At 53.4% G+C, this 15,799-nt stretch carries 15 protein-coding genes and 1 tRNA gene; 6 read left to right on the forward strand and 10 right to left on the reverse strand.

Features of this window, described 5'->3' with window-relative positions:
* Positions 1–11: 11 nt before the first annotated feature.
* Positions 12–716 carry a Crp/Fnr family transcriptional regulator gene (locus OGV80_RS03960; RefSeq protein ID WP_047407647.1) on the reverse strand — a complete coding sequence of 235 codons (705 nt, stop codon included), beginning with the start codon at positions 714–716 and terminating at the stop codon, positions 12–14.
* Positions 717–910: 194 nt separating this feature from the next.
* Between OGV80_RS03960 and ppiC (OGV80_RS03965) the strand changes: the two genes are divergently transcribed.
* Both ppiC (OGV80_RS03965) and ppiC (OGV80_RS03970) read left to right on the forward strand, forming a co-directional pair.
* Entirely contained in the window at positions 911–1,192 is a 282-nt protein-coding gene (ppiC, locus tag OGV80_RS03965) for a peptidylprolyl isomerase PpiC (protein ID WP_043018967.1), read from the forward strand.
* 49 nt (positions 1,193–1,241) lie between these two features.
* Positions 1,242–1,523 (forward strand): peptidylprolyl isomerase PpiC, encoded by a 282-nt coding sequence (gene ppiC, locus OGV80_RS03970; RefSeq protein WP_003017999.1) that lies wholly within the window; start codon positions 1,242–1,244, stop codon positions 1,521–1,523.
* Between the two features lie 52 nt (positions 1,524–1,575).
* On the opposite strand, the gene ilvC is transcribed toward ppiC (OGV80_RS03970), so the two are convergent.
* Positions 1,576–3,051 (reverse strand): ketol-acid reductoisomerase, encoded by a 1,476-nt coding sequence (gene ilvC, locus OGV80_RS03975; protein ID WP_087052400.1) that lies wholly within the window; start codon positions 3,049–3,051, stop codon positions 1,576–1,578.
* A gap of 275 nt (positions 3,052–3,326) precedes the next feature.
* Between ilvC and ilvY the strand changes: the two genes are divergently transcribed.
* Both ilvY and fabV read left to right on the forward strand, forming a co-directional pair.
* On the forward strand, positions 3,327–4,229 hold the full coding sequence (ilvY, locus tag OGV80_RS03980) for an HTH-type transcriptional activator IlvY (RefSeq protein ID WP_087052402.1): 903 nt from the start codon (positions 3,327–3,329) through the stop codon (positions 4,227–4,229).
* A gap of 175 nt (positions 4,230–4,404) precedes the next feature.
* Positions 4,405–5,598 carry an enoyl-ACP reductase FabV gene (gene fabV / locus OGV80_RS03985; RefSeq protein WP_087052403.1) on the forward strand — a complete coding sequence of 398 codons (1,194 nt, stop codon included), beginning with the start codon at positions 4,405–4,407 and terminating at the stop codon, positions 5,596–5,598.
* A 63-nt stretch (positions 5,599–5,661) separates the two neighbouring features.
* Here the strand turns inward: fabV and ilvA are convergent, their stop codons facing one another.
* From ilvA to ilvL, 6 genes are all read right to left on the reverse strand, one after another.
* Positions 5,662–7,206: a threonine ammonia-lyase, biosynthetic gene (ilvA, locus tag OGV80_RS03990; RefSeq protein ID WP_087052407.1), complete on the reverse strand. Its 1,545-nt coding sequence runs from the start codon at positions 7,204–7,206 to the stop codon at positions 5,662–5,664.
* A 5-nt stretch (positions 7,207–7,211) separates the two neighbouring features.
* Positions 7,212–9,062 (reverse strand): dihydroxy-acid dehydratase, encoded by a 1,851-nt coding sequence (ilvD, locus tag OGV80_RS03995; RefSeq protein WP_047407659.1) that lies wholly within the window; start codon positions 9,060–9,062, stop codon positions 7,212–7,214.
* 158 nt (positions 9,063–9,220) lie between these two features.
* Positions 9,221–10,150 carry a branched-chain amino acid transaminase gene (locus OGV80_RS04000; protein WP_003829030.1) on the reverse strand — a complete coding sequence of 310 codons (930 nt, stop codon included), beginning with the start codon at positions 10,148–10,150 and terminating at the stop codon, positions 9,221–9,223.
* 17 nt (positions 10,151–10,167) lie between these two features.
* Positions 10,168–10,431: an acetolactate synthase 2 small subunit gene (gene ilvM, locus OGV80_RS04005; protein WP_003018017.1), complete on the reverse strand. Its 264-nt coding sequence runs from the start codon at positions 10,429–10,431 to the stop codon at positions 10,168–10,170.
* On the reverse strand, positions 10,428–12,074 hold the full coding sequence (gene ilvG / locus OGV80_RS04010; protein ID WP_087052404.1) for an acetolactate synthase 2 catalytic subunit: 1,647 nt from the start codon (positions 12,072–12,074) through the stop codon (positions 10,428–10,430). Before ilvG ends, ilvM begins: the two co-directional genes overlap by 4 nt.
* A gap of 139 nt (positions 12,075–12,213) precedes the next feature.
* Entirely contained in the window at positions 12,214–12,312 is a 99-nt protein-coding gene (gene ilvL / locus OGV80_RS04015) for an ilv operon leader peptide (RefSeq protein ID WP_001311244.1), read from the reverse strand.
* 352 nt (positions 12,313–12,664) lie between these two features.
* Between ilvL and OGV80_RS04020 the strand changes: the two genes are divergently transcribed.
* Positions 12,665–14,185: a YifB family Mg chelatase-like AAA ATPase gene (locus OGV80_RS04020; protein WP_087052405.1), complete on the forward strand. Its 1,521-nt coding sequence runs from the start codon at positions 12,665–12,667 to the stop codon at positions 14,183–14,185.
* A gap of 23 nt (positions 14,186–14,208) precedes the next feature.
* On the opposite strand, the gene maoP is transcribed toward OGV80_RS04020, so the two are convergent.
* On the reverse strand, positions 14,209–14,547 hold the full coding sequence (gene maoP, locus OGV80_RS04025) for a macrodomain Ori organization protein MaoP (protein WP_003018025.1): 339 nt from the start codon (positions 14,545–14,547) through the stop codon (positions 14,209–14,211).
* A gap of 106 nt (positions 14,548–14,653) precedes the next feature.
* Between maoP and hdfR the strand changes: the two genes are divergently transcribed.
* Positions 14,654–15,499 (forward strand): HTH-type transcriptional regulator HdfR, encoded by an 846-nt coding sequence (hdfR, locus tag OGV80_RS04030; RefSeq protein WP_087050451.1) that lies wholly within the window; start codon positions 14,654–14,656, stop codon positions 15,497–15,499.
* A gap of 99 nt (positions 15,500–15,598) precedes the next feature.
* On the opposite strand, the gene OGV80_RS04035 is transcribed toward hdfR, so the two are convergent.
* Positions 15,599–15,674: transfer RNA gene (locus OGV80_RS04035), tRNA-Trp, on the reverse strand.
* Between the last annotated feature and the right edge of the window lie 125 nt (positions 15,675–15,799).

The raw sequence follows: 15,799 nt of genomic DNA on the forward strand, positions 1-15,799 counted from the left end.
CACTCTTGCGGTTATCCGATATCAGCCTCCCGCTTTAATTTTTCAGGGGCTGACAACACAATACTTTCACCATCGGTATCAATAATCTGTAACGCTTTCAGGTCATGTAAAATACGGTTAATACTGCGTGTCGTCGCCGCCAGTTCCTGGCTGAGGTTAAGCTTATCCAGCAAGATTTCATTCGTTCCATCTTGTTGATAACGCAGCCATAACGCCTGACACACTCGCTGATGCAGCGAGTAAAGATTGTCACTGCTGGCCTTTTTTGACAGCTGATAATATTGCTGACTAAAGAAGCGCAGCATCCGCTGGTTAAAATGGTTATCTAAGGCCAGCCAGCGGCAAAAATATTCCTGCGACAAACTCAGGAGCTGCACATGCCCTACCGCCACCACCGAACAGATGTAATGACGCGACTCAAAGATCTCGAGCTCGCCCAGCATGTCGCCTTTCTGGTAGCGGGCCTGACGATAACGACGTCCATCTTCAGCCTCATAGAACACATCCACTTCACCGGAAATAATCAGCGAAAAGCGCTGACACATTTCCCCCTGTCGGCAAATAAAGGCTCCGCGCTGGCGCTCTTCAAAACGCCATCGCTGCATGATTTCCAGAGGGCAATATTTCAGTAATTCGTAGAGCTGTGGATCGCCAACAATATCACTAAGCCCGGAAAGCCAGCCGACTGAAAATTCAGGTTTTTTCATTGTATCCATGTTATCTCGCTCCACGGCTTCAGGGACAGGACGGCTGTCCCCGGCAGGAAGGAATAGGGCAGATAAAAGTGTCGCTTATCTCCCGCTTCCATACATCAGGCGAGACATCTGTCCCGCGATGGCGAAGAGTATATGTTCACGGCGAAGGCGGGTGATAAAGTAACAGGACATCTTTGAGACATGAGAACAAAATAATGGCTAAGCACGCGGCAGCCCTGCATATCCTGGTAAAAGAAGAAAAACTTGCTCTGGAGATCCTAAGCAAGTTGGATCGCGGTATTAGCTTCGATCACCTGGCAAAACGCTACTCTCGTTGTCCATCCGGGCGTAACGGTGGCGATCTGGGTGAATTCAAACAGGGGATGATGGTGGGACCATTTGATGCCGCCGTATTTAGTTGCCCACTGCTTAAACCTTACGGGCCGGTCAAAACCAAATTTGGCTATCACATCATCAAGGTGCTGTATCGCCGATAAGCCATGCTAAAATCGCCAGCCTTACTGACTCCCTTTTGAAGGCACGATCATGGCAAAAACAGCAGCAGCAGTGCATATCCTTGTTAAAGAAGAGAAACTGGCACTGGATCTTCTGGAACAGATTAAAAACGGCGCCGACTTCGGCAAGCTGGCGAAGAAACATTCCATCTGCCCATCAGGCAAACGCGGCGGTGATTTAGGCGAATTCCGCCAGGGCCAGATGGTTCCGGCGTTCGACAAAGTGGTCTTTTCCTGCCCGGTGCTGGAGCCAACCGGCCCGCTGCACACTCAGTTCGGTTACCACATCATTAAAGTGCTGTACCGTAACTAATAGAAAGCCCGGTGTTTAAACACCGGGCTTTTTTTGCCGGATGGCGCTTCGCTTATCCAGCGACTGCAATACGTTTCATATCAGTCATGTAGCCACGCAGTTTCTGGCCCACTTTCTCGATAGCATGGCCGCGAATTGCGTCATTCACGTCGCGCAGTTGCGCGTTATCTACCGCGCCTTCGGCAATCGCTTTACCCAGATCGCCGGTCTGCAGGGTGGTCATGAACTCTTTCAGCAGCGGTACGCAAGCGTAAGAGAACAGGTAGTTACCGTATTCGGCGGTATCGGAGATAACCACGTTCATTTCGTACAGACGCTTACGGGCGATGGTGTTGGCGATCAGCGGCAGCTCGTGCAGTGATTCGTAGTAAGCGGATTCTTCGATGATGCCGGAATCCACCATAGTTTCGAACGCCAGCTCAACGCCCGCTTTCACCATCGCGATCATCAGCACGCCTTTATCAAAGTACTCCTGCTCGCCGATTTTGCCTTCATACTGCGGAGCGGTTTCGAACGCGGTTTTGCCGGTTTCTTCACGCCAGGTCAGCAGTTTCTTATCATCGTTGGCCCAGTCAGCCATCATGCCGGAAGAGAATTCGCCGGAGATGATGTCATCCATGTGTTTCTGGAACAGCGGCGCCATGATCTCTTTCAGCTGTTCGGACAGCGCGTAAGCACGCAGTTTCGCCGGGTTAGACAGACGGTCCATCATCAGGGTGATGCCGCCCTGCTTCAGCGCTTCGGTAATGGTTTCCCAGCCGAACTGAATCAGTTTTTCCGCATAAGCCGGGTCGGTGCCTTCTGCCACCAGCTTGTCGAAGCACAGCAGAGAACCGGCCTGCAGCATACCGCACAGGATAGTCTGCTCGCCCATCAGGTCAGATTTCACTTCCGCAACGAAAGAAGATTCCAGTACGCCCGCACGGTGACCGCCGGTGGCCGCAGCCCAGGCTTTAGCAATCGACATACCTTCGCCTTTCGGATCGTTTTCCGGGTGAACGGCGATCAGCGTCGGCACACCGAAACCACGTTTGTACTCTTCACGCACTTCGGTACCCGGGCATTTCGGCGCTACCATCACCACGGTGATGTCTTTACGGATCTGCTCGCCCACTTCAACGATGTTGAAGCCGTGGGAGTAGCCCAGCGCCGCGCCATCTTTCATCAGCGGCTGTACAGAACGTACAACGTCGGAGTGCTGTTTGTCTGGCGTCAGGTTAACCACCAGATCAGCCTGCGGGATCAGCTCTTCGTAGGTGCCTACTTTGAAGCCGTTTTCGGTCGCTTTACGCCAGGAAGCGCGCTTCTCAGCAATCGCTTCTTTACGCAGGGCGTAGGAGATATCCAGACCGGAGTCACGCATGTTCAGGCCCTGGTTCAGACCCTGAGCGCCACAGCCGACGATGACCACTTTTTTACCCTGAAGGAAGCTCGCGCCGTCGGCGAATTCGTCGCGGCCCATAAAGCGACATTTACCCAGCTGTGCCAGCTGCTGGCGCAGGTTCAGTGTATTAAAGTAGTTAGCCATGATGGTGTACTCCGTGATGTTGTGTGTCGTTACTCTATGGATTTCGAGTTGCAGGAAGGCGGCAAGACAGCGATTCCCCAGGAGCTTACTCAAGTAAGTAACTGGGGTGAGCTGACGCAGCCAACGCGCCTGCAACTTGAAAGACGACGAGTATATTGTTCGGTTCGCTTTTGCGAGAATGAACCCACTATATGACAGGAAATTTATTGCGGAAATTGATATATTCACAACGTCACATTGCAATATCTGCAACGTCAAAATAAAGAGGTTCGCCGGTGGATTTACGCGATCTGAAAATGTTCCTGCATCTGGCGGAAAGCCGCCACTTTGGCCGCAGCGCGCGGGCGATGCACGTCAGCCCCTCCACGCTCTCCAGGCAGATTCAGCGGCTGGAAGAAGATCTCGGGCAGCCGCTGTTTGTGCGCGATAACCGCACGGTCACGCTGACTGAAGCCGGTGAAGAGCTGCGGGTGTTTGCCCAGCAGACGCTGTTGCAATACCAGCAGTTACGCCACACCCTTGACCAGCAGGGGCCGTCGCTGTCCGGCGAACTGCATATTTTCTGCTCGGTAACTGCCGCATACAGCCATCTGCCACCCATTCTCGATCGTTTCCGCGCCGAGCATCCATCGGTGGAAATTAAGCTCACCACCGGCGACGCCGCCGATGCGATGGACAAAGTGGTCACCGGTGAGGCCGATCTGGCGATTGCCGGTAAGCCCGAAACGCTGCCCGGCGCGGTGGCGTTCTCGATGCTGGAGAATCTGACGGTGGTGCTGATCGCCCCGGCGCTGCCCTGCCCGGTGCGTAGTCAGGTTTCGGTCGAAAAGCCAGACTGGTCGACGGTGCCGTTTATCATGGCCGATCAGGGTCCGGTACGCCGCCGCATCGAGCTGTGGTTCCGCCGTCACAAAATCAGCAACCCATCGATTTACGCCACGGTGGGTGGCCACGAAGCGATGGTTTCAATGGTGGCGCTGGGCTGCGGCGTAGCGCTGCTGCCGGAAGTGGTGCTGGAAAACAGCCCGGAGCCAGTACGTAATCGCGTGATGATTTTAGAACGCAGTGACGAAAAAACACCGTTCGAGCTGGGGGTCTGCGCGCCGAAAAAGCGGCTGCATGAACCACTGATCGATGCGTTCTGGAAAATTGTTCTGGAGCGTAAATCCGCCGAGTAGCGCCAGCGTCAGGCCTAAAATCAGTGGTAGATTCAGTATTGGCGCTCCTTTTCTGTATAATGTCCCGTGCCATAATAGATGTGGGGGGCTTGTTAACCATCACGTTTAGCAAGCCAGAACAGACGGTGTCATTGCGCACTTGACAGCGAAAATACAAACTTAATTAGCCATCATTATGATAATCAAACCAAAAATTCGTGGATTCATCTGTACAACGACCCATCCGACTGGCTGCAAAGTCAATGTGGAAAAACAGATCGATTATGTGAAGAAAAACGGGAAAATCGCTAACGGCCCTTCCCGCGTGCTGGTCATCGGTGCTTCCACCGGTTACGGCCTTGCTTCCAGAATTTCCGCCGCGTTCGGCAGCGGTGCCGCCACTATCGGCGTATTTTTCGAAAAACCGGGCACGGACACCAAACCAGGTTCCGCGGGCTGGTATAACTCGGCGGCTTTTGATGAAGCAGCCAAGCGTGAAGGTCTGTATTCCAAAAGCATCAACGGCGACGCGTTTTCCGATGAGTGCCGCGACGAAGTGATCAAACTGATCAAAGAAGACCTGGGTCAGATTGACCTGGTGGTTTACTCACTGGCTTCCCCGGTGCGTAAAATGCCGAAAACCGGTGAAGTCGTCCGTTCTGCGCTGAAGCCAATCGGTGAGGTTTACACCTCTAAAGCGATCGATACCAACAAAGATCAGATCATCACCGCCAGCATTGAGCCGGCAACCGAAGAAGAAGTTCAGAACACCGTTACCGTGATGGGCGGCGAAGACTGGGAACTGTGGATGGGCGCGCTGAGTGAAGCAGGCGTGCTGGCTGACGGCGTGAAAACTGTAGCCTACTCCTACATCGGTACCGACCTGACCTGGCCAATCTACTGGCACGGCGCGCTGGGCAAAGCGAAAGAAGACCTCGATCGCGCGGCGGGTGAACTGCGTAACCAGCTGGCGCCGCTGAACGGTTCCGCTAACGTTGCCGTACTGAAATCCGTCATCACCCAGGCATCTTCTGCGATTCCGGTAATGCCGCTGTACATCTCCATGGTGTTCAAGTTGATGAAAGCGCAGGGGATTCACGAAGGTTGTATCGAGCAGATCAACCGTCTGATGACCACCAGCCTGTATGGCGACAAAGTGGCGCTTGATAATAACCAGCGTATCCGTATGGATGACTGGGAATTGCGTGACGACATTCAGCAGGCATGCCGCGATCTGTGGCCGCTGATCACCACCGAAAACCTGGCGCAAGAAACTGACTATGCAGGCTACAAGCAGGAATTCCTGAACCTGTTCGGTTTTGCCCTCGACGGTGTGGATTACGATGCTGACGTGAATACCGAAGTCGAATTCGACGTCATCACGCTGTAATCTGCTGATAAAGTAGCAAAAAGGGTTCATGTAAAAACATGAACCCTTTTTTAATGGCTGCCGCTAACCTGCCAGGAAGAACCTGAACGCCGGGTTATGCGTTTCATCGTGGCAGTCATAGCCCAGTTCATTCAGCCGCGTTTCGAAATCAGGCTCGTGTTCGCCCAGCTCAAACGCCGCCAGTACGCGACCATAATCGGTGCCGTGACTGCGATAGTGGAACAATGAAATATTCCAGTGCGTCCCCAGGGTATGCAGGAATTTGAGCAGCGCTCCCGGAGATTCCGGGAATTCAAAGCTGTAGAGCCGCTCCTGTAAGGGTTTCGACGGACGCCCGCCAACCATATAGCGCACGTGCAGCTTCGCCATTTCATCGTCGGACAGATCCACCACGCTATAGCCTCCCTCGCTGAGCAACTGGAGGATTTCCTTACGCTCTTCCAGCCCACGGCTCAGGCGTACGCCGACAAAAATGCAGGCGTCTTTCGCATCAGCAAAACGGTAGTTAAACTCGGTCACCGAACGGCCACCCAACAGTTGGCAAAACTTCAGGAAGCTGCCCTTTTCTTCCGGAATGGTTACTGCCAGTAAGGCTTCACGCTGTTCCCCCAGCTCGCAGCGTTCGGAAACGTAGCGCAGGCCGTGGAAGTTAACGTTAGCGCCGGAAAGAACATGCGCCAGACGCTCGCCGCGAATATTATGCTGGGCGATGTATTTTTTCATCCCCGCAAGCGCCAGCGCCCCGGAAGGCTCCGCCACCGCGCGCACGTCTTCGAACAGGTCTTTCATTGCCGCGCAGATAGCATCGCTATCGACGGTGATGATGTCGTCGAGATATTCCTGACACAGGCGGAAGGTCTCATCGCCAATACGTTTCACCGCCACGCCTTCGGCAAAGAGACCCACACGCGGCAGATCCACCGGATGGCCCGCATCCAACGCCGCTTTCAGGCAGGCGGAATCTTCGGCTTCCACGGCAATCACTTTGATTTGCGGCATCAGCTGTTTTATCAGCACCGCCACGCCCGCCGCCAAACCACCGCCGCCAACTGGCACAAAAACGCGGTCAAGGTGAGCATCCTGCTGAAGTAACTCCAGCGCCAGCGTGCCCTGCCCTGCAATCACCATCGGATGATCGAACGGCGGAACCCAGGTAAAACCCTGCTGCTGCGACAATTCAATCGCTTTGGCTTTGGCCTCATCAAAATTCGCGCCGTGCAGCAATACTTCACCGCCGAAGCCGCGAACGGCATCGACTTTGATATCGGCGGTAGCCGTTGGCATGACAATCAGTGCCTTCACACCTAATCGCGCAGAAGAGAACGCGACGCCCTGGGCATGATTACCAGCCGACGCGGTGATGACACCATGCGCTTTTTGCTCTTCGCTCAGGCCCGCCATCATGGCATAGGCTCCGCGCAGCTTAAAGCTGTGAACGGGTTGACGGTCTTCGCGCTTCACCAGAATCACGTTATCGAGGCGCGAAGAGAGTTTTTCCATTTTTTGTAGCGGCGTTACTTGCGCCGCTTCATAAACAGGTGCTCGCAGTACCGCTCTGAGATACTCGGCGCCTTCTGGCGCGCCGGAAAGGGGTTGAGAATCCGCCATGGTCATTATCCCCCGAGTTTCGACTTATCGCGCACCGCGCCTTTGTCGGCGCTGGTAGCCAGGCTGGCGTAGGCGCGCAGTGCAAAGGAGACCTGACGCTGACGATCTTTTGGCGTCCAGGCTTTGTCACCGCGTGCTTCCTGCGCTTCACGGCGCGCAGCGATTTCCGCATCACTCAGTTGCAGTTGAATGCCACGATTCGGGATATCGATGGCAATCATGTCGCCGTCTTCGATAATCGCAATATTACCGCCGCTTGCCGCTTCCGGAGAAACGTGACCAATGGAAAGCCCCGAAGTACCGCCGGAGAATCGACCATCGGTTATCAGCGCACAGGCCTTGCCGAGGCCCATCGATTTCAGGAAGGTGGTTGGGTAGAGCATTTCCTGCATGCCCGGCCCGCCTTTCGGCCCTTCGTAGCGAATGACAACCACGTCGCCAGCTACCACTTTACCGCCGAGGATTGCTTCAACCGCATCGTCCTGGCTTTCATACACTTTTGCCGGGCCGGTGAACTTCAGGATGCTGTCATCCACGCCTGCGGTTTTTACGATACAGCCGTTTTCCGCGAAATTACCGTACAGAACTGCCAGTCCGCCGTCTTTGCTATAAGCGTGCTCCAGCGAGCGAATGCACCCTTCAGCGCGGTCATCATCCAGGGAGTCCCAACGGCAGTCCTGTGAGAACGCCTGGGTGGTACGGATGCCGGCCGGGCCTGCGCGGAACATTGTTTTCACCGCGTCGTCTTTGGTCAGCATAACGTCATATTGATCAAGCGTTTGCGGCAAAGTCAGTCCCAGCACGTTTTTCACGTCGCGGTTCAGCAGCCCGGCTCTGTCCAGCTCGCCTAAAATGCCCAATACGCCGCCTGCACGGTGCACGTCTTCCATATGGTATTTCTGCGTACTCGGCGCAACTTTACACAGCTGCGGGACTTTGCGGGACAGCTTATCAATATCACTCATGGTGAAGTCGATTTCCGCTTCCTGCGCGGCCGCCAGCAGGTGCAGAACGGTGTTGGTGGATCCGCCCATGGCGATATCCAGCGTCATAGCGTTCTCAAACGCCGCCTTGCTGGCAATGTTGCGCGGCAGGGCAGAAGCGTCATCCTGCTCGTAGTAGCGTTTGGTCAGCTCGACGATACGTTTACCCGCGTTGAGGAACAGTTCTTTGCGGTCGGCGTGAGTCGCCAACAGCGAACCATTACCCGGCTGCGACAGACCCAGCGCTTCGGTCAGGCAGTTCATCGAGTTGGCGGTGAACATCCCGGAACACGAGCCGCAGGTCGGACAGGCGGAACGCTCAACCTGCTCACTTTGCGAGTCGGAGACTTTCGGGTCAGCGCCCTGAATCATGGCATCAACCAGGTCGAGCTTGATGATTTGATCAGAAAGCTTGGTTTTCCCGGCTTCCATCGGGCCGCCGGAAACAAAGATCACCGGAATATTCAGGCGCAAAGAGGCCATTAACATACCGGGGGTGATTTTGTCGCAGTTGGAAATGCAGACCATCGCATCGGCGCAGTGGGCGTTAACCATATACTCCACTGAATCGGCGATCAGCTCGCGCGACGGCAGTGAATACAGCATGCCGCCATGACCCATGGCGATACCATCATCCACAGCAATGGTGTTGAACTCTTTCGCCACGCCGCCTGAGGCTTCGATTTGTTCGGCAACCAGCTTACCGAGATCGCGCAGGTGGACATGACCCGGCACAAACTGGGTAAAGGAGTTCACCACAGCGATAATCGGTTTACCGAAGTCATCATCGGTCATCCCGGTGGCGCGCCACAGCGCGCGGGCACCCGCCATATTGCGGCCGTGAGTGGTGGTGGCAGAACGATACTTAGGCATGCTTGATTAACTCCCGTCTGTCTTTCCCCTGCATACTTCACGCCGCAGGTGCGTTGGCTACCTCGCTCACCCCAGTCACTTACTAAAGTAAGCTCCAGGGGACTCGCTGCGTTGCCGTCTTCCTGCAACGTGAATTATTTGGGGAAATATTAATTTTGTTATTGGTTTACTGAATCCAACCAGCCGTATTTATCTTCCGTTTCACCGGTAAAGAGGCCGAAGAAGGCCTGCTGGATGCGTTTGGTGACCGGACCGCAGCGGCCTTCGCCCACCTGGATACCATCGACGCTGCGTACTGGGGTGATTTCGGCTGCGGTACCGGACATGAACACTTCGTCGGCCAGATACAGAGATTCTCGAGACAGCACCTGCTCACGCACTTCGATATCGAGATCTTTCGCCAGCTTAATAATCGCGTCACGGGTGATACCCGGTAGCGCGGAAGAGGTAAACGGCGGGGTAAACAGAATGCCGTCTTTTACTTCAAACAGGTTTTCGCCCGCGCCTTCGGAGATGTAGCCATTCACGTCCAGCGCAATGCCTTCCTGATAGCCATGACGACGCGCTTCGCTGCCCACCAGCAGCGAAGACAGGTAGTTACCACCAGCTTTAGCAGCGGTAGGGATAGTGTTCGGCGCAACGCGGTTCCAGGAAGAAACCATCGCGTCGATCCCCTGCTCCAGCGCTTCAGCACCGAGGTAAGCCCCCCACGGGAACGCAGCGATAATCACATCGGTGGTGTATCCCGCTGGCGGGTTAACGCCCATCCCCACGTCGCCAACAAACACCAGCGGACGGATATAGGCGCTGGTCAGATTGTTTTTACGAATCACCTCACGGCAAGCTTCCATCAGCTCATCAACGCTCTGAGAAACCGGAAAACGATAGATCTTGGCTGAATCACGCAGACGCTGCATGTGTTCGCGATGACGGAACACCACCGGCCCTTTGTGAGAATCGTAGCAACGGATGCCTTCAAATACAGAAGTACCGTAATGCAGCGCGTGGGACATCACGTGAACCTTCGCGTCTTCCCAACGAATCATCTCGCCATTAGACCAAATGTAATCAGCTTTTTTCGTCGTCATTTTTCTTCCTTTTGCGCTCAGGCGCGGATTTGTTGTGATGTGGTTGTGCTCTGGCAGATAGCGACATGTGCAACGTCTACCAGTTTACTTAACTGACTAAACAGTAAGTCGACCGACCGGGGGCTGGCAACGGTCAATTCGATATTTATATTCTGCGCATCGCTGGCGGCTTCCATATTCATGGAGCACACCTGAAAACCACGATGGCGTACCACGCGTAAAACGCGTTCTAACGTTTCCGGATTGAAGCGAGCCTCAACGGCGACCTGATGTTGCATCATGATAATTTCTCCAGCATTTCTGAGTTGCTGGCGCCAGGTGGCACCAGAGGCCAGACATTCTCAAGTTCGTCGATTGAGACATGAAGCAGGTATGGCCCCTCGCTGTTCAGCATGGTGTCGAGTGCCGCTTCAACCTGGTCTTTACGGGTGATGTGTTGACCAGGTATGCCGAAGGCGCTGGCCAACATGAGGAAATCGGGGTTATCGGTAAGAGTGGTTTCGCTATAACGTTCCTGGAAAAACAGCTGCTGCCATTGTCGCACCATGCCTAACCGCTGGTTGTCGAGTAAAACTATCTTCAGCGGCAACTGCTTACGTTTTACGGTGCCCAGCTCCTGCACATTCATCATGAAGGAGCCGTCACCGGAGATACAGATTACCGTATCGTTAGGGCGAGCAACCTGCGCACCAACCGCAGCAGGCAGGCCAAAGCCCATCGTACCCAGACCGCTCGACGTGATGAAATTTTCCGGGCGGGTGTAGGTCATATGCTGGGCCGACCACATCTGATGCTGGCCAACATCCGTGGTCACTACGCTGTCCGCTGGTTTGCGATCGGACAACTGCTTTAACAACAATGGCGCATAGATAGCTTCACCTGGATGATCATAGCGCCAGGTATGTTCTGAGCGCAGTTCTGCACTGTGCTGACGCCATGCATCAATCTTCAGCGATTGCTGCAATGCCGGCAGTAGAGAATTTAAATCACCCTGCAGGGCGACGTGCGCCTGGCGCAGTTTGTTCATTTCCGCCGGGTCGATATCCATGTGGATAACGCTGGCGTTCGGTGCGAAGGTATTCAGCTTCCCGGTCACCCGGTCATCAAAACGCGCGCCCACTGCAATCAGTAAATCACACTCTTGCACGGCGAAATTTGCCGCTTTAGTGCCATGCATTCCCAACATGCCCAAATAGTACTGGTAGTCAGCATTTACTGCGCCCAGACCTTTCAGCGTACAGGCGACTGGCATTTGGGTTACGGCGATAAACTCACGCAGGGCCGGGACCGCCTGCGCCATACCAACGCCGCCACCGACGTACAGGATCGGTTTCTGCGCCTGCGCGAGCATTTTACGCGCCTGTTCAACGTCAGCTTGCGGGAAAGCCTCAACGTTTTCGACGGTCGTAAAATACGGCTCCAGCGTACCGCTGGCTAATTGGATGTCTTTCGGGATATCAACCAGAACCGGCCCCGGACGACCGGAATTCGCCACGGCGAAAGCCTCAGCCATGATGCGCGGCAGCTCTTCCAGCGACTGCACCAGGAAACTGTGTTTGGTGCAGGACAGCGACATCCCCAGAACGTCCACTTCCTGGAACGCATCCGTTCCGATAAAAGGTGATGCCACCTGACCGGTGATCGCTACAACAGGAACAGAATCTAACAGCGCATCAGCAAGGCCCGTGATCAGGTTGGTAGCACCAGGACCGGAAGTTGCGATACAAACGCCGGTTTTACCGGTCGCACGGGCATAGCCAATCGCCGCCATCGCTGCGCCCTGCTCGTGTCGGCACAACAGGTGCTCTACGCCGCCGTCATACAATGCATCGTAAACCGGCATAATTGCGCCACCGGGATAACCAAAGACGGTTTGAACCCCTTGTGCACGCAACGCATGTACCACCCACTGTGCCCCATTCATAGTTACATCCCCGCCGTAAATCTTGAGAAACAGAATTTTATGCTACCGTTCACTTTCTGCTCCTCGTGTATGTTTTTAAGGTCAAAAAAAACCCCCGGACCTTTCGGTGCGGGGGTCTTAGTTCGTTAAGGCTTGTTTTCTAAGCCTTTCCTCGTCCAAGTGCAGCCCCGCACGGTGGGATAATAATCACCACCACGCTAATCACGACCAGGCTAATCACTCGTAGAAGGGCTGTCATTTTTGTATTTTCTTGCATCTTGTTCGAAGGAATACCTAAAGAGTTACCATAGAATTTGCAAATGACACAAGATATTTTTTTATTCGTTTTTCTGACGCCGTTAACGGTTTAGATAAATACCATTGTTTTTTATACAAAAAATCAAAAATGAAAATATTTCACGTTTCAGGCGATTGTCGACATCCCAATCCCCAATAAAAACGCCATTCCAAAGCATTTGCGGCCCTCATTCCAGGCTAAATGCAAGCAACTATCTGTTGCACAAAAATACGGGAATCAGCATTTAAAAACCGCAATTACATTAAATCTTGCCGCGATGTATTGCGACATAATGATTCCATCAGGAGGGATTATGTCACTATCGATTGTTCACACACGCGCCGCGCTGGGCGTGAATGCGCCAGCCATTACTATCGAGGTGCATATCAGCAACGGATTGCCTGGCTTAACCATGGTGGGGCTACCCGAAACGACGGTGAAAGAGGCACGCGACCGGGTACGTAGTGCGATTATAAATAGCGGTTATGAATTTCCGGCGAAGAAAATAACCATAAACCTCGCTCCGGCCGATCTTCCGAAAGAAGGGGGGAGATATGATTTACCTATCGCTGTTGCGCTTCTGGCCGCTTCTGAGCAGCTTACAGCCCACAATCTCGATACCTACGAGCTGGTAGGGGAATTAGCGCTTACAGGCGCATTACGCGGCGTTCCCGGCGCGATATCAAGCGCAACCGAAGCCATTCGTGCAGGCAGGCGAATTATTGTCGCCAAAGAGAACGCCGCTGAAGTTGGACTCATACATGGCGAAGGATGCCTGATCGCCGAACACCTGCAGACCGTATGCGCATTTCTTGAAGGTAAGCACGATTTAGATAAGCCCTCATCCGCAGATTTTACGCCCAACGCATTAGTCGATGATCTGAGCGATGTTATTGGCCAGGAACAGGGTAAACGGGGGCTGGAGCTTACCGCAGCTGGCGGTCACAACCTCTTGCTTATCGGCCCGCCGGGCACAGGCAAGACCATGCTCGCCAGCCGCCTCAGAGGGCTGCTCCCGCCACTTAGCAATGATGAAGCACTGGAAAGCGCCGCGATACTCAGTCTGGTTAATTCAGACACAATACAAAAACAGTGGAAGCAACGCCCTTTTCGTTCGCCGCATCACAGTGCTTCATTGACCGCTATGGTCGGTGGAGGCTCAATTCCTGCGCCAGGCGAAATCTCTCTGGCGCATAACGGCATACTGTTTCTGGATGAACTACCCGAGTTTGAGCGACGCACGCTGGATGCGCTGCGCGAACCCATCGAGTCCGGGCAGATCCATCTCTCCCGCACCAGAGCAAAAATAACCTACCCCGCGCGCTTTCAACTCATAGCTGCGATGAATCCAAGCCCGACAGGCCATTATCAGGGAAACCATAACCGCTGTACCCCGGAACAGACGCTGCGTTACCTCAATCGATTGTCAGGTCCATTTCTTGACCGCTTCGATCTCTCCCTCGAAATTCCCTTACCACCGCCTGGCATACTCAGCCAGAGCGCAGTAAAAGGGGAAGATAGCGCCACGGTGAAGCAACGCGTTATGGCAGCACGAGAGCGTCAGTATCAGCGGCAAAATAAGTTAAACGCGCATCTGGGTAGTCAGGATATCCATAAATACTGCGTACTGCGCAGCGACGATGCGCAGTGGCTTGAAGAAACGCTCGCACATCTCGGATTGTCTATCCGCGCCTGGCTGCGCCTGATAAAGGTCGCACGAACAATTGCGGATATCGAACAATGTGATCACATCTCTCGCCAACACTTACAGGAAGCCGTTGGGTACCGGGCGATAGACAGATTACTCATTCATTTGCAGAAACTACTGACATAAAAAAAGGGCTTTCGCCCTTTTTATTAATCATCAGATTCGGTGTAGTCTTCTGCACCTTCCACCTGAGGTTTCCCACCAGACAGCGTGTGGAAACGTTTTGGACGCTTAATACGCGTCATGTACTTAGACCACACACGTTCAGCTTCGGTAACCGGCTCACGTTCGCCACGACATACCGCAACAAACAGTTTTTCTTCTTCAGTTACCGGCTCACGCTTGCCCAGATCCAGCTCGTTGAAAGCATAACCGTGACGCTCAAGCAGTTGTGCTTCTTTAATGGTGAAATCACCATGACGGGAGAATCCGCGGGGATAATATTTATTATCGAAATATCGATTAGTCGTCGTAAAGCTTTCCGCCATCCTGCACGCTCCTAATTCTTTGGCCGAGCTATTTATGGCGCGGAGTATTAGTTACGCTTGACAGAGCGTCAAACAAAAGATTTAAATCATAACGACAAATAATTTTATGGAGCGAGTTGTGGATACGGAATTGTTAAAAACTTTCCTGGAAGTTAGCCGGACACGCCATTTTGGCAGGGCTGCTGAAGCGCTCTATCTGACCCAATCAGCGGTTAGTTTCCGGATAAGACAACTGGAAAATCAATTGGGTGTAAACCTGTTCACCCGGCACAGAAACAATATCCGTTTAACCGCTGCAGGTGAAAAATTATTGCCTTACGCTGAAACGTTGATGAATACGTGGCAAGCCGCACGTAAGGAAGTCGCGAATACCTCGCGGCATAACGAGTTTTCTATCGGTGCCAGCGCCTCTCTTTGGGAGTGCATGCTTAATGACTGGTTGAGGCGTTTGTATCAATCTCAGGAGCCACAGTCCAGCCTGCAGTTTGAAGCGAGGATCGCTCAGCGCCAGTCGTTAGTAAAACAGCTTCATGAACGACAGCTTGATCTACTGATTACGACCGAAACACCCAAAATGGACGAATTTAGCAGCCAACTGTTGGGGTATTTCACGCTGGCGCTCTATTGCAGCTCTCCTTCACAAACCAAAGATGAATTGAATTATCTACGCCTGGAATGGGGACCCGATTTTCAACAACACGAAGCGGGATTGATTGCGGGAGATGAAGTGCCGGTACTCACCACCAGTTCGGCAGAATTGGCCAGGCAGCAACTTTCAGTGATTAAGGGCTTTAGCTGGCTTCCCGTGCACTGGGCCAAAACCAAAAGCGATCTCCATACGGTTACCGACAGTACAACGCTTTCACGCCCTTTATATGCAGTTTGGCTACAAAACAGCGATAAACATGGACTGATTTGCGATCTGCTGAGAACGAATATTCTGGAAGATTAAATAAATACGGGCAAGGATGCCGGGAATAAAACAGCAGGAAGGCACAGATCAAATTGCAGGTAAAAAAAAATCCTTAGCAAAAATGCTAAGGATTGTTTCTGGCAGGGGCGGAGAGACTCGAACTCGCGACACCCGGTTTTGGAGACCGGTGCTCTACCAACTGAGCTACGCCCCTAAATTTTCTTATCATTAAGCCTGCTTGATAGCAGGCTTAATTTTCTAATAAGTGGCGGAACGGACGGGACTCGAACCCGCGACCCCCTGCGTGACAGGCAGGTATTCTAACCAACTGAACTACCG

It is taken from the genome of Citrobacter sp. Ce119 (assembly GCF_030334525.1).
GTDB classification, from domain to species: domain Bacteria; phylum Pseudomonadota; class Gammaproteobacteria; order Enterobacterales; family Enterobacteriaceae; genus Citrobacter; species Citrobacter europaeus.